This is a genomic window from Brevundimonas alba (assembly GCF_011927945.1).
Lineage (GTDB): Bacteria > Pseudomonadota > Alphaproteobacteria > Caulobacterales > Caulobacteraceae > Brevundimonas > Brevundimonas alba.
Genome location: NZ_JAATJM010000001.1, coordinates 610418 through 629179, shown reverse-complemented (window position 1 = coordinate 629179; position 18762 = coordinate 610418). Strand labels below are relative to the sequence as shown.

Genomic DNA, 18762 nt, shown 5'->3' with positions numbered 1-18762 from the left:
TGAGTGAGGGGCGTCGGCATCGCGGCTCTCCTGTGCAGGTTCAGGCGAGCAACTTCTTCTTCTACTGGTTAGTTCCCCTGCCGACTAAGTCGTATACACGACATAAGCGCCTATGTGCTTGCCGGTGCGGGCGAAAATTACAGCCGAGCAGTAGCGGTACAATAACCGAAGCGCTGCGTTGCTGTAGTCAAGCTCCCGTGCAGCGGAACCATAAGCTTTGTAGATGCTTCTCCAACCGTTCGGCTTGCATGGGGCGGCCGAACCCCGGAGGTCCCCATGGGTCGCAAAAAGGTGCGCATCGGCGTCGTCGGCGTCGGCAACTGCGCCTCCTCGTTCGTGCAGGGTCTCAGCCACTATGCGGAAGCGGTCGGCAACGAACCGCCGCCCGGGCTGATGAATGTCGAACTGGGCGGCTATCACATCGGCGACATGGAGATCGCCTCCGCCTTCGACGTCCATGCGGGCAAGGTCGGCCGCGACGTCGCCCAGGCTATCTTCAGCGACCCGAACAACACCATCCGTTTCGCGACCCCTCCGGCCACCGGCGTGCAGGTCATGCGCGGTCCGACGCTGGACGGCATCGGTCAGTATATGCTCGGCGACATCGAGGAGGCGGACGCGGCGCCGGTCGATGTCGCAAAGGCGCTGCGCGACAGCGGCACCGACGTGCTGGTTTCCTATCTTCCTGTCGGCTCGCAGAAGGCGACGGAGTTCTACGCCGAGGCGGCGCTTAAGGCCGGCTGCGCCTTCGTCAACTGCATCCCGGTCTTCATCGCCTCGGACCCGGCTTGGGCCGCCCGCTTCCGCCAGCGCGGCCTGCCGATCGTCGGCGACGACATCAAGAGCCAGGTCGGGGCCACCATCGTCCACCGTGTGCTGGCCAATCTGATGCGCGAGCGCGGCGTCCGCATCGACCGGATGTACCAGCTCAATTTCGGCGGCAATTCCGACTTCAAGAATATGCTCGAACGCGAGCGGCTGTCGTCGAAGAAAATTTCCAAGACCCAGGCCGTGACCAGCCAGCTGGACGTGCCGCTGCCGGCCGACGACGTGCATGTCGGACCGAGCGATTTCGTGCCGTGGCTGACGGACCGGAAATGGGCGCACATCCGGGTGGAGGGCACCACCTTCGGCGACGTGCCGCTGAACATCGAGCTGAAGCTCGAGGTCTGGGACAGCCCGAACAGCGCCGGCGTGGTTATCGATGCGGTGCGCTGCGCCAAGGTGGCGATGGACCGGGGCGTCTCCGGCCCGCTGATCGGCCCGTCGAGCTGGTTCATGAAGTCGCCGCCCGAACAGTTCACCGACGAGGAGGCCCGGCTGCGCACGCTGGACTTCATCGAGGGGCTCGATCAGTCCGCGCCCCGCCTCGCCTCGTGACCACAACCGTCTTTCTGGTGCGGCACGGGGTTCACGATCAGCTGCAGGGCCGGCTGTGCGGCCGGACCGTCGGCGTGCTGATGGGCGAGGCCGGTCTGGCCCAGGCGGACGCCGCGGGCCGACGGCTGGCCCGCGAAGGCGTGGAGGTTGTTCAGACCAGTCCGCTGGAGCGGACCCGGCAGACCGCGGAACGCATCGCCGACGCGTGCGGCGCGCCGCTGACAACAGAGGAGGCCCTCATGGAGATCGACTTCGGCGACTGGAACGGCCGGACGTTCGAAAGCCTCGAACCCGAGCCGCTCTGGCGCACGTGGAACAGCGCCCGCGACACCGCGCGTCCGCCGTCGGGCGAGACGATGCTGGAGGTGCAGGCGCGGCTGGCCGGATGGCTGGAGTGCGTTGTCCGGTCGGGGGCCCGCGCCGTCGCGGCGGTCAGCCATGCGGATGTAATCAAGGCCGCCGTTGGTCTGGCGACCGGCCTGTCGATGCGCTTCCACGACCGGTTCGAGATCAGCCCCGGCTCCATCACCACCCTCGTCATCGGCGAGGGATTCCTGAAGCTTCACACGCTGAACGAGGTCCCCCATGGCTGACCTGAATCCGGAGCAGATCCGCGCCCGCGTCGCCGAACTGGGCGACTGGTTTCACAACATGGATCTGAAGGGGGTGCGCACCGCGCCCAACCACTTCCTCTACGACTACCCGGCCAACAAATTCGCCCGCTTCGCCCACGCGATTCCCGCCGACATGACCGGCAAGAGCGTGCTCGATATCGGCTGCAACGCCGGCTTCTATTCGATCGAGATGAAGCGGCGGGGCGCCGACCGCGTGCTCGGCGTCGACTTCGATGACCGCTACCTGGCCCAGGCCCGGTTCGCCGCCGAGGTGGAGGAGGCGGACATCGAGTTCCGCAAGCTGTCGGTCTACGACCTGGCGGCGCTGAAGGAGCGGTTCGACCTCGTGATCTTCATGGGGGTGCTCTACCATCTGCGGCATCCGCTGCTGGCTTTGGACCTGATCCACGAGCACGTCGCCGACGACCTGCTGCTGTTCCAGTCGATGCAGCGGGGCTCGCCCGAGGTCCTGCCCGTCGCCGCCGACTACGACTTCAACGATCAGGCCCATTTCGACGAGCCGGGTTATCCGAAGCTGCACTTCATCGAGCACCGCTACGCCCATGACCCGACCAATTGGTGGGCCCCCAATGCGGCGTGCAGCGCGGCCATGCTGCGCAGCGCGGGCTTCGAGATTGTCGAGCATCCGGAGGAGGAGGTCTTCCTGTGCCGGCGCGGCCCGCCGCCGAAGCTGGGCGCCGCCTATCCGGCGCGCGCGAGCACAAACGGCCACGACAGGAGCGGAGACAAGGCGTGATCGAAGCGGTCAAGATCTGGAACGAACCGAACAACAAGTCGCACTGGGACCCGCTGCTCGACCCGGAATGGGACCTGTTCGCGGAGATGACCCGGCTAGCCGGGCAGGCGATCCGGGCGGAGAACCCGGAGCTGACCCGTGTGCTCGGCGGCATGTCGCCGATCGATCCGTTCTTCCTCCAGAGGCTGGAGGGCAAGGGCGCGCTCGATCACGTGGACGCCGTCGCCGTGCACGGCTTTCCGCTCGACTGGAACCTGTGGCCGATCGACGCCTGGCCCGAGAAGGTGGCCGAGATCCGCGCCGTCACCGACAAGCCGGTCTGGGTGACCGAGGTCGGCGTCTCCTCGTTCGGCTCGGAGGAGGTGCAGGCCTGGGGGGTGAAGAAGACCGCCGACCTGCTGATCGGCCACGCGCCGCGCATCCATTGGTACAGCCTCTACGACCTGCCCCACACCTGGGAGGCGACGACGCGGCACAAGGAGGCGGAGGGCTCGTCCTACTACCGGCATTTCCACATGGGCCTGCTGCGCGAGGACGGCTCGCCCAAGCCGGCGGTCGAGGCCTATGCGCCGTATGCGGAGCAAATGGGTCTGTGCCAGTGGTTTCATTTCGAGGACCATCGTCTCGATGACGCCGTGGCGTGGTTCCGCCGGCTGGGGGTGCGCCATGTCCGCACCGGCCTGTCATGGGCGGACCGCTATCGGGAAGGCGCGCTGGACTGGTTCGATCGCCAGATGGAGGCGCTGGCCGAGTTCGAGACCACGGTCACCTTCTGCTTCACGCCCGAGCACCGGGGCATCGAACCGCACCACACCAGCCCCCCGCAGGCCGCGGAGGAGTTCGCGGAATTCTGCGCCGAAATGACCGCGCGCTACGCCCCGCGCCGGGCGGCGGCCGCGCAGGGCCGGATCGTCTCGAAGGAGCTGGCATGAAGATCGGCGTCATCGGCACGGGCTATGTCGGCCTCGTCACCGGAACCTGTCTGGCGGAGCTGGGGCACGAGGTGATCTGCGTCGACGCCCTGCCGCAGAAGATCGACCTGCTGAACGACGGCGGCTGCCCGATCTACGAGCCGGGCCTGATCGAGCTGATCCGCAAACAGCGGCAGGCGGAGCGGTTGAGCTTCTCCACCGACCTCGCCGCCATGGCGCCGGATCGCGACGCGATCTTCCTGGCCGTCGGGACCCCGCCGGGGCCGGACGGAGAGGCGGACCTCGGCTTCGTCCGCGCGGCGGTTCGCGACCTCGCACCCCACCTTGCCGGCTTTACCGCGGTGGTCACCAAGTCGACGGTGCCAGTCGGAACGGGGGACCAGATCGACGCCATGCTGGCCGACCTCCGCCCGGACGCGGACGTGGCCGTGGTGTCCAATCCGGAGTTCCTGCGCGAGGGCTCGGCCATCGGCGACTTCCTCAAGCCGGACCGGATCGTGGTCGGGACCGACGACCTGCGGGCGCGGGAGACGATGCAGGCGCTCTATGCGCCGCTGACCGATGGCGGCGCGCCCCTGCTGATAACCGACCGGCGCACGTCGGAGCTGATCAAATATGCGGCCAACGCCTTTCTCGCGGTCAAGATCAGCTACATCAACGAGATCGCCGACCTGTGCGAAGAGCTGGGCGCCGACGCGGCGCGCGTGGCGGAAGGTATGGGTCTGGACGCCCGCATCGGGGCGCGGTTCCTTGAGCCGGGCCCGGGCTTCGGCGGCTCCTGCTTCCCCAAGGACACTGACGCCCTGCTCGGTACGGGCCGCGCCGCCGCCGTGCCGCTGCGGGTCGTGACCGCCGCCTCGGAGGCCAATCGGGAACGCAAGCGGCTCTTGGCGGCGCGGGTCGCGGCGGTTGCGGGAGAGCTCAAGGGACGGACGGTCGCGGTGCTGGGCCTGACCTTCAAGGCGGGCACGGACGACATGCGCGAGGCCGCGTCTCTGGAGCTGATCCCGGAACTGCAGCGGCGCGGGGCGAAGGTGCGGGCCTTCGATCCCAAGGGGATGGAGGCGGCGCGCGACCTGCTGCCCGGCGTCGCCTTCTGCCGCGACGCCTATGACGCCGCAAAGAGCGCTTCGGCGGTGGTGATCCTGACGGAGTGGCCCAACTTCCGGACACTGGACCTCAAGCGGCTGGGGGCGGTGGTGGAGACGCCGCTGCTGATCGACATGCGCAACCTGTTCCATCCCGAGGACGCCACCCGCGCCGGCTTCGACTATGTCTCGATCGGACGGCCGGCGGTGGCCGCCAGAGCGCCGAAGCCGAGCCGCCGTCTACGCGCCTCCCGCCCGACCGGAGCCGCCGCCTGACGCCGCTTCCAGCCGGTCGAACAGCGCGCCGAGCCAGCCTCGCGACCACGCCAGCGCCTGGTAGAAGGCGAGCATCGCCCCGGCCCAACGCAGGTAGACGCCGGGGCGGCTGGTCCGGCGCGCGAGCCGGAACAGCGGATGGCTCCAGCGGCTGATCTGATGGCGCATCAGATAGACGCCGCGCCGGCGCAGCGGCAGGCCGGAGACATTCGGCGCGATGCGTTTCAGTGGACGGATCTTTCCCGGCCGCGGCCAGCTCAGGCGCCACGCCAGCCCCTCGCGCCGCTGCCGGAATCCCGCCGCCTGGGTCTGGTGGATGAAGTCCGCGTCGACGGGTCTGAGGCTTAACCGCCCCGCTGCGACCGCCTCCCGGACCATCCGGTCCAGCTCGGCCGACCGGATCACGACGACGTTAGTCCCGCGCCCGTCGGACGAGTAGGGCTCGACCCAGGCGTCGCCGAACGAGATGTCCGCCGTCTCGGCGACGACGTCGTCGCACCAGTCGCAGGCGGGGTTCTGGAAGAAGCCCGCGCCCCAGTCGCCGTCGGCGAAATTCCACCAGTCCCGCCGCCGCTCCCCGCCGTCCTTGAGCAGGAACTGGGCGGTGTAGACATTGGCCGGCCGGGTGGGGTCCTTGAGCCGGTAGTCCATGCGCGCGACGTCCTGCATCCGCACGCCCGTCTGCCAGGCGAAGCTCTCGGCCATGCGCAGGCTTTTCATGTGGCCGCAGAAAAGGCCGAGGGTGAAGACGATCCGTTCACGGAGGATTGGATCGCCCGCCCGCAGCAGATGCACCGCCTTGATGAAACAGGGCACGCCCGTGACGGCATACCGGCCCGGCGCCGAGCGGATGGTCTCGATCACCCCCGACAGCTCGACCGGGTGGTAGCGCGACTTGGCCGCCGCGGTCAGCTCGTCCAGCGAGCGGGAGATGCGGTAGCCGAACAGCGGGTCGTCGGCGTCGGCTCTTTCTAGTCCGCCGACGTGCGCCACCGCATCCACGCGGCCGGTGCGCAACAACTCCGCGGCCGTCCAGTTGCCCATGCCGCCTGAACTGCCCGAGCTGCGGAACACCCCTTCCTCGACATGCCCGACCCAGGCCGAGTCGAACCGGCCGATCCGGGCGTCGTCCTGTGGTGCGTCCGGATAGCGGGCGAGGGCGATGTCGTCCTCGTCATCGGCCGCCGGGGAGAAGGGGCAGAGGGCGGAGAACTCGGGTGACCGGGTCTTGCGCCACTCCACGGGCCCGACCGGTTTCAAATGCCCATGCGCATCCATGGCCATGGCCGCCCGCCCCGTCCGGTCCGCGCCGACGCACGCGCCGCAGCCGATGCACATTCCGGAGCGCACGATGTCGTCCGGGCTGTACGGCCCCGGCCGCTTCGCCGGAGTTTCAGGCGAGCGCAAGGTCAAGATACGCCTCCGACCGCTGCCTCAACGCCGCCAGCCGGGTCGTGATCTCCCGCTCCAGCGGTTCGTCCAGCGCCGCCGCATAGTCGGCCGCTGACGATCCTTCCTCCACCAGCCGCAGCCCCGCCCCGACGCGCGCCGTCAGATCGCGGATCTTGTTGACACGGTAGTCCGTCAGGGCCGTGACGAAGGGCCTGGCGTTGACCAGGGCGAAGACGCAGCCATGGAAGAAGTTGGTGATCACCGCACGGGCGGAGGCCATGGCGCGGGCAAAATCCTCCGGGCCCGCCGTGATCCACTGCTCGTCCGCCCAGTCATTGCGGTAGCCGAGGCTGACCAGCCGCACGCCCCGCTCGTCCGCCCACCGGCGCACCGCGGCCTTGAACCACTCCGCGAAAGAATGACCATAGACGATCACCCGGTCCGGCCATGGATTCTCGTCCGTGCCTCGCGCGATGTCGTCGAACTGCAGGCATGGATCGAGCACGATCTCCGGCGTCTGGCCGAGCCCCGCCTCGACCAGTCTGCGCGAATTCTCGTCCCGCACCGCGATGGCCGAGAAGGCCTTCAACCGCCCGCCCCAGAACGGGTCCAGCCCGTCGTCCGCGTCGTGATTGCCGAAGCTGGCGGCATAGGCGACGAGCCGGTCCGCCTGCAGGCCTTCGCCGAAAAACAGCGGCCGCCCCGCGTACCAGGGGTGGCGGAAATTCCACACCTCGTCGCTGCCGACCACCACGGCGTCGAAGGCTCCGGCGTCCTGTGGCGCCTCCAGGTCGAAGGGCTCCGACAGCGGCAGGCCCTCGAACGCCTCGAAGAACCTGCGCGTCTTCTCCGCATACAGGGGAAAGTCCGCGCGCGGCGTCCGCGTGGGCAGCATCGGCTGCAGGGCGCACCGCCACTCCGCCCGGTTCACCCACGAGGACCGGTGATCCAGCAGCACCGCGTCATGGCCGCGCCGGCGCAGCCCCTCCGTCAGGCAGCGCGCCTGCCAGTACGAGCCGTAGTTGATGCAGCGGTGGAAGGTCAGGACGCCGACGCGGCGGGGCTTGGCCACCCGCGCCGTCAATGCCGTCCGGTGTCGGCGCGACCGACGGTCTGGTCCAGCATGGCCTCGCCATCGACGTCCGGATTGGAGGTCTTGTCCCCGCCCGGAGCGAAGCTGGAGTCCTCCGGATCGTGTGTGCCCGGCTGAGCCACGGCGGTCCGCATCGACGGCTCGGTCCGACCACTCAGGTCGGTCGGCGAGGGCGCATCGGGATCGATGTCGTCCATGTCGCCGCCGAACCCGCTGCTCGTCGTGTCGCCGCCGCTGGCGTTGGTCTCGCCCTCGCCCTCGACCTTGTTGCGCTCGTGGTGACCCGCCTTGCCGGCTTCGTTCATGCCCGTCGCCATGGGTCAGTCCGCCTCCTGCAGGTGATCCGACAGGATCTCGTTCATCTCGAACATCGTGAACCGCTCCTTCCCGAACACCGCCTTCAGCTTGTCGTCCGCCTTGATCTCCTGCCCGTCCTGCAGGTCATTCTTCTTGATGTAGTCCCACAGGCCGCTGACGACGTCGGCGCGGCCCATCGGACCGTCGCCGACGACTTCCGACAGTTCCTCCGACAGGTTCAGCGGGCGGTGCAGGCCGTCGTTCTCCTCGCCGGCGCCGGGTCCTTCGTTCTGTGCCATGTCAGGTCTCCAGTCGTGTTGTTCGGGGTTTCAGTGGCGGGGAGCGTCCGCGCCCGGGAGGCTCGCGGCAGCCTCGCGGCAGGCGCGCTCGCACGCCCGGCAGGCCTCGGCGCAGATCCGGCAGTGCTCGTGCATTTCGGCATGCTGCTCGCACTCCTGCGCGCATCGGGCGCACGCCAGTTCGCATGCCCTCAGCTGCGCCGCGATCAGGGGAACATCACCGCCCGAGCGGCGCGTAGCGATCAGCCCGCTGCTCAGGCAGACGTCCGCACAATCCATGTTCAACCGGATGCACTGCACCAGATCGGCGACCTTTTCCTCGCCGAGACAGGCGTCGGCGCAGGAGGCGCAGACCTGGGCGCAGTCGAAACAGGCTTCGACACAGCGGGCGAGGGCGGTGTTCACCTCGCCCCGGACGTGCGGGTGGGCGGCAATCATCTGCTGGGCGTGCATCGGCGGCTCCCGGTCGGTTTCGGCGGACCAACCGGCGCGCGGCGCGGAAGTTCGAAGCGGAGCCGCAAAATATGCCGACGGCGAGCGTCAGGCCTTGCGGCTGCTGTCGCCACCCTGATCGACGCTCGGTCCGCCGGCCTCGACGTGATGCTCGATCTGGCCGCTCTCGACCTCGGTGCGCGAGAAGACCTCTTCCTGCCCCGACTCCAGCAGTTCGTCCTCCGGCCCGCCGAGGCCGCCGACCACGAGGCCGGACGTTTTCGACGGCGGCGATGTCGGGCGCTTGTCCATGCCCTGCCAACGGGGCGGCGGTGGCGGAGTTCCACCCGACCAACGTCGGATCGCCGACACTGGACCCATCGGCCCCGTAGCCGCGTTTCGCCGGCACAATCCGTGGAGACCGGACCGATGCAGATCGCCGAAAGCCCGACCGATGGCCTCGATGCGCCGCCCGCCTTCGCCTCAGCGCCCGAAGCGATAACCGAGCCTGACCTGCAGACACTCGCGGAGACCTTCGCCGCCACGCCCGAAGCGGTGCGGATGGCGGTAGCGCGGGTCGGCACCGGGTTCCGCGACGTTCAGCGCGAGCTTGGAGGCCGCCGCTGATGGGCACGCGCGACGCGACGGACAAGGGCCGGACGGTCCACCTCAACGAGGGCCTGGGCCAGCGGAGGGTGGGCGAAGCCGGGGCCGCGCCTGACCAGAAGCATCCCCGTCCCCCGTCCGCAGGAGGGGCCGGAACCGGCTCCGGCGACGATGCGGTCACGAACACGGAAACCGAACGGCGGCGCTGACGCGGGCCGGCGCGCTCGCGCCAGCCACCCACATCGCCCCAAAAACCGAAAGCTGAAGGCGGGCTGATCATGGCGAGGATCGAAAGAGGCGTTGGCCTCGGCGGCGTGCTGGTCCGGGTTCTGGCGGTGCTGTTCCTCCTGATCGGCCTGACGCTCGCCATCGGCGGCGGCTGGCTGCTCTCTCTCGGCGGCTCCTTCTACTATCTGCTGGCCGGCCTAGGCCTGATCGCTTCGGGCGTCATGCTGTGGCGGCTCAGGCTTCTCGGCGCCTGGATCTACATCGGCGTCTTCGTCCTGACAGTGCTGTGGGCGCTGTGGGAGGTGGGGCTGAACGGCTGGGCGCTGGTGCCGCGTGTCATCGCTCCTGCTGTCCTGCTGGTGTTCGTCATCGCCGCCTTCCCCGTGCTCGATGGACGCCGGGGACGCAGGCTGGCGCTCGGCGGCGCGGCGGTCTTCCTCGTCGGCGCCGTCATCGCCGGGATCGTGGTGGCCCAGGCCAACCGCCCCATGAGCCCCGCGCCCGGACAGGGCGCCATGCTCGCCGCCATGTCCGAGCCGTCCCTGCGTCAGACCGGAGCCGACTGGCCGGCGTATGGGGGGACCTACAGCGCCCGCCGCTATTCGCCGCTGACCCAGATCAACCGTCAGAACGTCGGCCGGCTGGAGCGGGTCTGGACCTTCCGCACCGGCGACACGCCGACGGAAAAATGGGGCGCCGAGACCACGCCGCTGAAGGTCGGAGACACCGTCTATCTGTGCACCGCGCGCAGCCGTCTGATCGCCCTCGATGCACGCAGCGGCCGCGAGCGCTGGCGCTTCGATCCGCGCGTGTCGGACGAGTGGATTCCCTACACCGCCGCCTGCCGGGGCGTGGCCTACTATGACGCGAGCGCGACGCCGACCGCCTCTGCAGGGTCTCAAGCGGCCCCGGCCCCGGTGGCCATCGCACCCCGGCCCCGCCCGGTTCCCATTCCCGCTGTGGCCCCGACGCCCTGCGCGACCCGCATCATCGCGGGCACGCTCGACGGCCGGCTGGTCGCGGTTGACGCCCGCACCGGCCGTCCCTGCGCGGATTTCGGAACCAACGGCTCGGTCGACATCAAGGTCGGCATGGGCCGGGTCATCCCGGGCATGGTGTCTATCACCTCGGCCCCGACCATCGTCCGCGGCGTCATCGTCACCGGCCATCAGGTGCTGGACGGGCAATACGACAAGGCGCCCTCCGGGGTGATCCAGGGCTTCGACGCGATCACCGGCGCCCTGCGCTGGGCCTGGGATGCGGGGCAGCCGGCGACGACGGGCCTGCCGCCCACCGGCCAGACCTACACCCGCGGCACGCCGAACATGTGGACCACGGCCTCGGGCGACGAACAGCTCGGCCTCGTCTATCTGCCGATGGGCAATTCGGCGGCGGACTACTGGAGCAGCAACCGCACGCCGCAGGAGAACCAGTATTCGACCTCGCTGGTGGCGCTCGACGTCACCACCGGCCGCCCCGCATGGTCGTTCCAGACGGTGCACAAGGATGTCTGGGACTACGACCTCGGCTCGCAGGCGACCCTGATCGACTATCCGACCGCGGGCGGCGCCGTGCCGGCCCTCGTCCTGCCCAGCAAGCAGGGCGACCTCTACATCCTCGACCGCCGGACGGGTCGACCGCTAACCCCGGTGGCCGAGCGCCCGGCGCCACAGGGGGGTGTCGAGGCGCGTGACCGGAGTCCGACGCAGCCCCACTCCCTGTTCCACACCCTGCGGCCGAAGAACGACCTGAGCGAGCGCGACATGTGGGGCATGTCGCCCATCGACCAGATGATCTGCCGCATCGGCTTCCGTCAGGCCGCCTACGACGGCTTCTACACCCCGCCGACCAGCGAGCGGCGCTGGATCGAATATCCGGGCTACAACGGCGGCTCGGACTGGGGCGGCGTGGCCGTAGACCCGCGGCGCGGCTGGATCATCGCCAACTACAATGACATGCCGAACTACAACCGGCTGGTGCCGCGCGAGACGGCCAACAAGCTCGGCTGGTTCCCGCGCGGCGATCCCCGGCTGGAGGGGAAGACACCGGAGTCCCGCGGCGGCGTGCCCGAGGGCGCGGAAGGCGCGGGCGATCCGCAGTGGGGCGTGCCCTACGCCATCGACGTCAACGCCGGCTGGCGGATGAAGTCGACGGGCATGCTGTGCAAGCAGCCCCCCTATGGCGGCATCCGGGCCGTCGACATCCGCACCGGCCGCACCGTCTGGGATAGGCCCTTCGGCACGGCGCGCAAGAACGGTCCGTTCGGGATCCCGTCGATGCTGCCGGTGGACATCGGCACGCCCAACAACGGCGGGGCGGTGGTCACGGCGGGCGGGCTGATCTTCATCGCCGCCGCGACCGACGACCTGATCCGGGCCATCGACATCGAGACCGGAGAGACCGTCTGGTCCGACGTCCTGCCCGCCGGCGGACAGGCGACGCCGATGGTCTATGAGCAGGACGGGCGGCAGTATCTGGTCATGATGGCCGGCGGGCACCACTTCATGGAGACGCCCGCCGGAGACTTCGTCATCGCCTATGCGCTGCCGCAGCGCTGAGCGTCAGGGTCGTTTCGGGATCTCCAGACCGCGCTGCACCGCGGGGCGGGCGAGGCCGCGTTCCAGCCAGGCCGGGACGTTCTTCAGCCCGTCAAACTCGACCAGATCGCGCGCCTCGTAGAAGCCGATCAGGTTGCGGACCCAGCCCAGCATGGCGATGTCGGCAATGGTGTATTCGCCCATGATCCAGTCGCGGCCTTCAAGCCGCCCGTCGAGCACGCCCAGCAGTCGCTTCGATTCCGTCACGTAGCGCTGCAGCGGCCGCTTGTCCTCAATGTCCTTGCCGGCGAATTTGTTGAAGAAGCCCAGCTGGCCGAACATCGGCCCGAGCCCGCCCATCTGCCACATGACCCACTGCAGGGTCTCATAGCGGCCGGCGGCGTCGGCGGGGATCAGCCGGCCGGTCTTTTCGGCCAGATAGACCAGGATGGCGCCCGACTCGAACAGGGCCAGCGGCTTTCCGTCCGGGCCGTCGGGATCGAGGATGGCCGGAATCTTGCCGTTCGGGTTCAGCGACAGGAATTCCGGGCCCCAGGTTTCGTTCTTCGTGATGTCGATGAAGTGCGGCTCATACGGCAGGCCGATCTCCTCGAGCATGATCGAGGCCTTCACCCCGTTCGGCGTGTTCAGCGAATAGAGCTGCAGCCGGTCCGGATGCTGCGCGGGCCAGCGCTGTGTGATCGGGAAGGCGGAAAGGTCGGCCATGAGGAAACTCCTGCTTCGATCCGCGTGATGTAGGAAGACGAAGCTTAACCGCAACCGTTGCTGTGGCGCATTGGTGCGACCGGTTTTGACGCAGGCGGCTGGTAAGGTGCAGTCACTGGGAGGAGCAAAACCGACTCTTCGGACTCTTCGGACTCTTCGGACTGTTTTTTTGAGTCGGGTTTCAGAACCCTCGTCTGGACCCGGGGCGGTCGCGGGGGCAATGGAGGCGGATGACGTTTCCGACCCCGTCCCCCGCCGACTGGAAGGTCCTCGCCGAGAAGGCGCTTAAAGACCGGCCGCTTGAAAGCCTGCTGCATCTCGATGCCGACCAGTTGGCCGTCCGCCCGCTCTACGCCGCCGCGACCGGGGTCGAGCCGCTGTTCGCGCCGCGTCCCTCGCACGCCGACGGTCGGGCTTGGGACCTGCGCACCCTCGTCGAGGGCGACGAGCCGGCGGCGGTCAACGCCGTGGTGCTCGCCGACCTTGAAGGCGGCGCCGCGTCGGTGGTGCTCAAGGGCGGGGTTCTGGCGGATTCAGCGCCCCTGACGGCCGCCCTCGACGGGGTGGCGCTGGAGCTGGCGGCGGTCGGCCTCGATGCTGGGCTGGACGGTCCGGAGGCGGCCAATGCACTGGCGGTCGCCGCCAAGGGTTCACCGCGCGCCAGGCTGATGTTCCACATGGACCCGGTCTCGGCCTTCGCCCAAACGGGCGCGGCCCCGCGCTCGCTGGAAGAGCATCTGACCCTCGCGGCCAACACCGCCGCCCGCCATGCCGGGGCCTATCCGGACGCCACCTTCTTCCTCGCCTCCGGCCGCGTCGCGCACGAGGCCGGCGGCTCAATCGCCCAGGAACTGGCGTTCGCGGCGTCCAATGCGGCGGCCCTGATCCGCGCCGCCATCGATGCCGGCATGACGGCGGAGCAGGCGCTGAAGGGAACCGTCCTCGGCGTGTCGGTGGACCAAGAATATTTCGACAGCCTCGCCAAGGTTCGCGGCCTGCGCCTGATCTGGCGCTCGCTGAGCCGGGCGTTCGGCGCGGAGACGCGGGCGCTGATCGAGGCGCGGTCGTCGCGGCGGATGCTGTCGGCGCGCGATCCCTGGCCGAACCTGCTGCGGCTCACGGCGGCGGGGTTCGCCGGCGCGGTGGGCGGCGCGGACGCGGTGGTGCTGGACGGCTTTACCCGCGCGGAAGGACGCCCCGACGCCTTCGCCCGGCGGCAGGCGCGCAACACCCAGCTGGTGCTGATGGAAGAAGCTCACATCGGTCGGGTCGACGATCCGGCGGCCGGCTCGTGGTTCCTCGATCACCGCACCCGCGAACTGGCCGAGGCCGGCTGGGCCGAGTTCCAGACGATCGAGGCCGAGGGCGGGATCGTCGAGGCCCTGCGCGGCCACCTGATCCAGCCGCGCATCGCGCGGGCGCGGCAACTGCTGGAGACCGGGCTGGCGGACGGCGCGAGGCAGATGGTGGGCGTCACGAAATTCGTGGATCCGGATCCGCGTCCCGCCGCCGCCGAGCCGGAGACGCCGGTCGTCCCGGCGGGCGGCGGAGACGCCTGCGAGCCTCTGACCCGGATCCGCCTCGCCGCACCCTTCGAGACGCAGGAGGCCGGCCGATGAGCTTCCCCGACTTCTCGAAGATCGGCCTCGACCTGTCGCCCACCGGCGCCGGACCGGCGCGCGACGACTGGCGGACGCCGGAGGGCCTGACCGTCGCCCCCGCCTACGACGCCCCGGCGCTCGACGGCCTTGAGTTCATCCACGGACTGCCGGGCATCGCGCCCTATCATCGCGGCCCCTATCCGACGATGTACGCGTCCAACCCCTGGACCATCCGCCAGTACGCCGGCTTCTCGACGGCCGAGGCCTCCAACGCCTTCTACCGCCGCAATCTCGAGGCCGGTCAGAAGGGTCTGTCGATCGCCTTCGACCTCGCCACCCACCGGGGCTACGACAGCGATCATCCGCGCGTGAAGGGCGATGTCGGCATGGCCGGCGTGGCCATCGACAGCATCTACGACATGCGGACCCTGTTCGACGGCATCCCGCTGGACAAGATGTCGGTGTCGATGACCATGAATGGCGCGGTCCTGCCCGTGCTGGCGCTCTACATCGTCGCGGCGGAAGAGCAGGGCGTGCCGCACGCCGCCCTGACCGGGACCATCCAGAACGACATCCTCAAGGAGTTCATGGTCCGGAACACCTACATCTACCCGCCGACGCCCAGCATGCGGATCATCTCGGACATCTTCGCCTGGACCGCGGAGCACACGCCGAAATTCAACTCGATCTCGATCAGCGGCTACCACATGCAGGAGGCCGGGGCCTCGGCCGATCTGGAGCTGGCCTACACCCTCGCCGACGGCATCGAATACATGAAGGCCGGCGTCGAAGCGGGCATGGCCATCGACCGGTTCGCGCCGCGGCTGAGCTTCTTCTGGGCCGTCGGCATGAACTATTTCATGGAGGTGGCCAAGCTGCGCGCGGGCCGCCTGCTGTGGGCTGAGGCCGTGTCGAAATTCGGCGCGAAGGATCCGCGCTCCCTGAGCTTGCGGGCGCACTGCCAGACGTCCGGCTGGTCGCTGGCGGCGCAGGACGTGTTCAACAACGTAAGCCGGACCATGGTCGAGGCCATGGCGGCGGCAGGCGGCCAGACGCAGTCGCTGCACACCAACAGTCTCGACGAGGCGCTGGCCCTGCCGACCGACTTCTCGGCCCGCATCGCCCGCAACACCCAGCTGCTGCTGCAGATGGAGACGGGCCTGACCCGGGTCATCGACCCGTGGGGCGGCAGCTTCTACGTCGAGCGGCTGACCCACGAGTTGGCCGAGAAGGCTCGCGCCCACATGGCCGAAGTCGAGGCCTTGGGTGGCATGGCCAAGGCCATCGAAGCCGGCGTACCCAAGCTGCGCATCGAGGAGTCGGCGGCGAAGACGCAGGCGCGGATCGACACGGGCCAGCAGACGGTCGTAGGCGTGAACCGCTACCTTGCCGACCATGTTGACGACATTCCGGTGCTCAAGGTCGACAACGCCGCGGTCCTGACCTCCCAGCTGGACAAGCTGAAACGCCTCCGCGCCGAACGGGATGAGGCGAAGACGCATGCGGCGCTGGACGCCCTGACCGCCGGCGCGCGCGGCAACGCCAACCTGCTGCAACTGTCCGTCGAGGCGGCCCGGGCCTACGCCACTGTCGGTGAAATCTCCGATGCGCTGGAGGCCGCCTTCGGGCGGCACGTGGCGACGGTGAAGACCGTATCCGGCGTCTATGCCCGGGAGGCTGGGGACGATCCGAAGATCGCCCGCGCCCGCGGCATGGTCGCCGCCTTCGTCGAGAATGATGGCGGTCCACCGCGCATCCTGATCGCCAAACTGGGGCAGGACGGCCACGACCGCGGCCAGAAAGTCATCGCCACCGCCTATGGAGACCTCGGCTTCGAGGCCACGGCTGGCGCGCTGTTCCAGACTCCGGCGGAGGCCGCGAAGGAGGCGGTCGAGCGCGGCGTTCACGCCGTCGGGGCTTCATCTCTGGCCGCGGGCCACCTGACTCTGGTGCCGGAACTGAAGGCCGAGCTCGGGAAGCTGGGCCGGTCGGACATCATGATCGTCGTCGGCGGCGTCATCCCGCCTTCCGATGTTCAGACCCTGATCGAAATGGGCGCGGCCGCGGTCTATCCGCCCGGCTCGGTCATCGCCGACACGGCCATTGACCTGATCGAGAAGCTGAACCAGCGGCTTGGCTACGCCCAGAAAGCCTGACGGATCAGGTTGATCGGACGGTCAGGGCCGCTGGCCCCTCGGCAGCGCCTCCACCTCCGCTTGGGTCAGGACGCGGTCGACACGGGCCCGGCAGCTGGTGATCGGCGAGGCCGAGCCGGGGATCGTGATCCGCGCCCAGTTGCCGGTGCAGATGCGTCCGCCAGCGAGGCCGCCCACGTCCGGGGTTATGGCGAGGCGCTGGGCGAAGTCCAGGTCGGTGCAGCCGCCGGATGAGTTCAGCTCATAGACGTCCCGCATGGCCCGGATGTAGAGCCGCCCGGAGTTGGCGGACCGGAAGTTCCGCACCTGTTCGGCGCTGAAGCACTGGCGTTCCGGTCGGGCCGAGGCGCTGCCGCTGGAACCCGACATGTCGTCGACAGGTGCGCAGGAGGCGGTCAGGACGGTCAGGGCCGCGACGGCGGCGGTCGGGATCAGGCGGGTCATGATGAGTCTCCGGGCCGGCCGGTCTGGATGGCCCAGCCTGCCCGTCAACCGTCCACCCCCGGCGAAGGTTGCGCAAGGGGGTGTCGCGCGCCGAACCGGTCCGGCGAGACCCTCGCCGCCAGGTCAGCCGGCAGCGGCGAAGGCGCGCCGATCGCCAGCGCCGCGACGTGTTCGGCCAGCAGGGGCGCGACACAAAAGCCTCTCGAGCCGAGGCCGGTCAGGACGAACAGGCCCGGCGCCAGCGCTCCGGCGACCGGCAGCCGGTCGGGCGTGGTGGCGCGGATCGCGGCTCGGCTCTGGACATTCCCCGCTGCGGCGAGGCGCCCTGCCAGCTCCGGGAGGCGTGCTCCCAGCGTCTCCATATTACGCATGGTCGATCCGGGATCGGTCTCGACCGAGGCCTCGCCCCTGTCGTGCGTGGCGCCGAAAAGCAGGCCGTCGGCGGTGGGCGCCGCATAGCCGCCCCACGCAACCGGCGGGGTGATGACCCCTTCCACCCAGTCAGCTTGCCCCCGAACAGGCGACAGAGGCAGGTGCGTCGCCAGCGCGGCCGTTCCCCAGCCCGTGGCGATCACCACCGCGGTGGCTTCGACGATCGACGCGCCGGTCTCGTCGACCAGCCGCCAGCCGCCCGTCGAGGGCTCGACCCCAGCGACGGTGGCGGTCAGCCGTTCGGCGTCGCCCAGCCACGCCTGCAGCACCGCGCGCGGGGCGATGGCGAGCGCGTCGCGCATGAAGAGGCCGCCGGTGGAGAGGGGCTCGTTCAGCCGGTCGCCGCATGCAGACTCATCCAGCAGCGTCATCGCGCCTTTGGCCCAGATGTCCTGCGCGGCGATCCTGGCGAAGCGTCCGGCGTCACGATCCGCCTGCTCCAGTTGCAGAACACCTTCCGCGAGGACGGCTCCGGGCACAGCAGCATAGAGGGTCTGGGCGCGGCTCAAGGCCTGGGCATGCAGCGCGGCTATGCCGGCGTCCCCTGCGTCCAGACGAGGCGTCACCAGCGCCGAGGGGAACCCCGACCCTCCAGCCCCGGCCTCGGCGGCCTCCACGATTGTGCAGCGCGCGCCCAGCTCCGCGAAGGCGCGCGCCAGCGCCGCTCCCGCTATGCCGGCGCCGACGACGGCGACCAAAGGCAGCGCCTCGGGCTCCGGCACGCCCTCAAGCCGCGCCTCCAGCCGTTCCCGCTTGCGGCCGTGCCCGGGCCGCTTCTCCACGGCGAAGCCGCAATCCGCCAGCCCCCGCCGCACCGCACCGGCCACGGTGAAGGTCGCGATCCTGGCGCCCGGGGCCGACCGGCGGGCGACGCCGTCCAGCACGGCGTCCGACCACATGCCGGGGTTGGTCGACGGCGCGAAGCCGTCGAGGAACCAGGCGTCGGCCCGGCCGGTCCATTGGGAGAGGGCCCAGGCCGCCTCGCCGATGGCGAGGTCGAGCGTGGCGTTAAAGGCGGGCAGGTCGACACGGTGGAAACCGGGCGCACTACCCGGCCAAGCCTCCAGCAAGGCTCCGGTTGCTTCAGCGATCTCCGGCCAGGCGGACAGCGCCTGAGCGGCTTCCTCACGGCTGAGCGGGAACCCCTCGACGGAGAAGATGTGGAGGCGACCGTCGCGCGGTCCCTCTCGCCGCCAGAGGTCGAGCAGGGCCGCGATGTTCAGGCCCGTGCCGAAGCCCAGTTCGGCCACCGTAAACCGGCGTTGGCCGCGCCACGCTTCGGGCAGGCCGCACCCGGCCAGAAAGACGGCGCGGCTCTCCGCCAACCCGTCTTCCCGCGAAAAGTAGACGTCGCCGAACCGGCCCGAGCGCGGCGCGCCGTCCTCGGTCCAGAGCAGTCGGGGCGAACGGTCGTCGGTCATCGTCGTGGCCGTAGCCGGGGAAGCGCGCAACGAAAAGGGGCCGCCCTTCCG

General features: G+C 69.6%; 18 protein-coding genes. 9 read left to right on the top strand and 9 right to left on the bottom strand.

All coding sequences use genetic code 11. The features are described 5' to 3' along the window. Nucleotides 1-276 precede the first annotated feature (276 nt). Genes GGQ87_RS03085 through GGQ87_RS03065 form a run of 5 tightly spaced genes read left to right on the top strand, consistent with a single transcriptional unit; the run spans nt 277 to nt 5047 of the window. Nucleotides 277-1380, top strand: coding sequence for an inositol-3-phosphate synthase (locus tag GGQ87_RS03085; protein WP_168045241.1), 1104 nt, complete (start codon nt 277-279; stop codon nt 1378-1380). Continuing rightward, nucleotides 1377-1973 carry a histidine phosphatase family protein gene (locus GGQ87_RS03080; RefSeq protein WP_168045240.1) on the top strand — a complete coding sequence of 199 codons (597 nt, stop codon included), beginning with the start codon at nt 1377-1379 and terminating at the stop codon, nt 1971-1973. The genes GGQ87_RS03085 and GGQ87_RS03080 overlap by 4 nt, the downstream gene beginning before the upstream one ends. Further along, complete coding sequence (locus tag GGQ87_RS03075; RefSeq protein ID WP_168045239.1) at nt 1966-2751, top strand: TIGR04290 family methyltransferase; 786 nt, start codon at nt 1966-1968, stop codon at nt 2749-2751. Before GGQ87_RS03080 ends, GGQ87_RS03075 begins: the two co-directional genes overlap by 8 nt. Beyond that, complete coding sequence (locus tag GGQ87_RS03070; protein ID WP_168045238.1) at nt 2748-3683, top strand: glycoside hydrolase 5 family protein; 936 nt, start codon at nt 2748-2750, stop codon at nt 3681-3683. The genes GGQ87_RS03075 and GGQ87_RS03070 overlap by 4 nt, the downstream gene beginning before the upstream one ends. Then, a complete protein-coding gene (locus GGQ87_RS03065) occupies nt 3680-5047 on the top strand; it encodes a UDP-glucose dehydrogenase family protein (RefSeq protein WP_168045237.1) in 1368 nt (455 codons plus the stop codon). Before GGQ87_RS03070 ends, GGQ87_RS03065 begins: the two co-directional genes overlap by 4 nt. On the opposite strand, the gene GGQ87_RS03060 is transcribed toward GGQ87_RS03065, so the two are convergent. The 6 genes from GGQ87_RS03060 to GGQ87_RS03035 all read right to left on the bottom strand — a co-directional run bounded on the left by GGQ87_RS03060 (nt 5012) and on the right by GGQ87_RS03035 (nt 8872). Next, complete coding sequence (locus GGQ87_RS03060; protein WP_245161402.1) at nt 5012-6460, bottom strand: Coenzyme F420 hydrogenase/dehydrogenase, beta subunit C-terminal domain; 1449 nt, start codon at nt 6458-6460, stop codon at nt 5012-5014. The genes GGQ87_RS03065 and GGQ87_RS03060 overlap by 36 nt on opposite strands. Continuing rightward, on the bottom strand, nt 6441-7511 hold the full coding sequence (locus GGQ87_RS03055; protein ID WP_168045236.1) for a polysaccharide pyruvyl transferase family protein: 1071 nt from the start codon (nt 7509-7511) through the stop codon (nt 6441-6443). The genes GGQ87_RS03060 and GGQ87_RS03055 overlap by 20 nt, the downstream gene beginning before the upstream one ends. 8 nt (nt 7512-7519) lie before the next feature. Then, entirely contained in the window at nt 7520-7849 is a 330-nt protein-coding gene (locus GGQ87_RS03050) for a hypothetical protein (protein ID WP_168045235.1), read from the bottom strand. Nucleotides 7850-7852: 3 nt separating this feature from the next. Beyond that, complete coding sequence (locus tag GGQ87_RS03045) at nt 7853-8128, bottom strand: SWIB/MDM2 domain-containing protein (protein WP_168045234.1); 276 nt, start codon at nt 8126-8128, stop codon at nt 7853-7855. A gap of 30 nt (nt 8129-8158) precedes the next feature. After that, nucleotides 8159-8581, bottom strand: a complete 423-nt coding sequence (locus GGQ87_RS03040; protein WP_168045233.1) for a four-helix bundle copper-binding protein — start codon at nt 8579-8581, stop codon at nt 8159-8161. Nucleotides 8582-8668: 87 nt separating this feature from the next. After that, nucleotides 8669-8872, bottom strand: coding sequence for a hypothetical protein (locus tag GGQ87_RS03035; RefSeq protein WP_168045232.1), 204 nt, complete (start codon nt 8870-8872; stop codon nt 8669-8671). Nucleotides 8873-8989: 117 nt separating this feature from the next. On the opposite strand from GGQ87_RS03035, the gene GGQ87_RS03030 reads away from it, so the two are divergent. Then, a complete protein-coding gene (locus tag GGQ87_RS03030; RefSeq protein WP_168045231.1) occupies nt 8990-9187 on the top strand; it encodes a hypothetical protein in 198 nt (65 codons plus the stop codon). A gap of 257 nt (nt 9188-9444) precedes the next feature. Further along, a complete protein-coding gene (locus GGQ87_RS03025) occupies nt 9445-11952 on the top strand; it encodes a membrane-bound PQQ-dependent dehydrogenase, glucose/quinate/shikimate family (RefSeq protein WP_168045230.1) in 2508 nt (835 codons plus the stop codon). A gap of 3 nt (nt 11953-11955) precedes the next feature. Here GGQ87_RS03025 and GGQ87_RS03020 read toward each other — a convergent pair whose 3' ends face one another. Then, nucleotides 11956-12657 carry a glutathione S-transferase N-terminal domain-containing protein gene (locus tag GGQ87_RS03020; protein WP_168045229.1) on the bottom strand — a complete coding sequence of 234 codons (702 nt, stop codon included), beginning with the start codon at nt 12655-12657 and terminating at the stop codon, nt 11956-11958. Nucleotides 12658-12887: 230 nt separating this feature from the next. Here GGQ87_RS03020 and GGQ87_RS03015 point away from each other — a divergent pair, with 230 nt between their 5' ends. Together GGQ87_RS03015 and scpA are read left to right on the top strand one after the other, a co-directional pair. Further along, complete coding sequence (locus tag GGQ87_RS03015) at nt 12888-14276, top strand: methylmalonyl-CoA mutase family protein (protein WP_168045228.1); 1389 nt, start codon at nt 12888-12890, stop codon at nt 14274-14276. Continuing rightward, nucleotides 14273-16414 carry a methylmalonyl-CoA mutase gene (gene scpA, locus GGQ87_RS03010; RefSeq protein WP_168045227.1) on the top strand — a complete coding sequence of 714 codons (2142 nt, stop codon included), beginning with the start codon at nt 14273-14275 and terminating at the stop codon, nt 16412-16414. Before GGQ87_RS03015 ends, scpA begins: the two co-directional genes overlap by 4 nt. A 21-nt stretch (nt 16415-16435) precedes the next feature. On the opposite strand, the gene GGQ87_RS03005 is transcribed toward scpA, so the two are convergent. After that, entirely contained in the window at nt 16436-16858 is a 423-nt protein-coding gene (locus tag GGQ87_RS03005; protein ID WP_168045226.1) for a DUF6491 family protein, read from the bottom strand. 44 nt (nt 16859-16902) lie between these two features. Beyond that, the gene (gene mnmC2, locus GGQ87_RS03000) at nt 16903-18711 is read right to left on the bottom strand and encodes a tRNA (5-methylaminomethyl-2-thiouridine)(34)-methyltransferase MnmC2 (RefSeq protein ID WP_168045225.1); all 1809 of its coding nucleotides are present in this window, start codon (nt 18709-18711) and stop codon (nt 16903-16905) included. Nucleotides 18712-18762 lie beyond the last annotated feature (51 nt).

Coding starts and splice junctions, on each gene's coding strand:
- GGQ87_RS03085 (WP_168045241.1), top strand. CDS start 277: ATGGGTCGCAAAAAGGTGCGCATCGGCGTCGTCGGCGTCGGCAACTGC.
- GGQ87_RS03075 (WP_168045239.1), top strand. CDS start 1,966: ATGGCTGACCTGAATCCGGAGCAGATCCGCGCCCGCGTCGCCGAACTG.
- GGQ87_RS03065 (WP_168045237.1), top strand. CDS start 3,680: ATGAAGATCGGCGTCATCGGCACGGGCTATGTCGGCCTCGTCACCGGA.
- GGQ87_RS03050 (WP_168045235.1), bottom strand. CDS start 7,849: ATGGCGACGGGCATGAACGAAGCCGGCAAGGCGGGTCACCACGAGCGC.
- GGQ87_RS03045 (WP_168045234.1), bottom strand. CDS start 8,128: ATGGCACAGAACGAAGGACCCGGCGCCGGCGAGGAGAACGACGGCCTG.
- GGQ87_RS03040 (WP_168045233.1), bottom strand. CDS start 8,581: ATGCACGCCCAGCAGATGATTGCCGCCCACCCGCACGTCCGGGGCGAG.
- GGQ87_RS03035 (WP_168045232.1), bottom strand. CDS start 8,872: ATGGACAAGCGCCCGACATCGCCGCCGTCGAAAACGTCCGGCCTCGTG.
- GGQ87_RS03030 (WP_168045231.1), top strand. CDS start 8,990: ATGCAGATCGCCGAAAGCCCGACCGATGGCCTCGATGCGCCGCCCGCC.
- GGQ87_RS03025 (WP_168045230.1), top strand. CDS start 9,445: ATGGCGAGGATCGAAAGAGGCGTTGGCCTCGGCGGCGTGCTGGTCCGG.
- GGQ87_RS03020 (WP_168045229.1), bottom strand. CDS start 12,657: ATGGCCGACCTTTCCGCCTTCCCGATCACACAGCGCTGGCCCGCGCAG.
- GGQ87_RS03015 (WP_168045228.1), top strand. CDS start 12,888: ATGACGTTTCCGACCCCGTCCCCCGCCGACTGGAAGGTCCTCGCCGAG.
- scpA (WP_168045227.1), top strand. CDS start 14,273: ATGAGCTTCCCCGACTTCTCGAAGATCGGCCTCGACCTGTCGCCCACC.
- GGQ87_RS03005 (WP_168045226.1), bottom strand. CDS start 16,858: ATGACCCGCCTGATCCCGACCGCCGCCGTCGCGGCCCTGACCGTCCTG.
- mnmC2 (WP_168045225.1), bottom strand. CDS start 18,711: ATGACCGACGACCGTTCGCCCCGACTGCTCTGGACCGAGGACGGCGCG.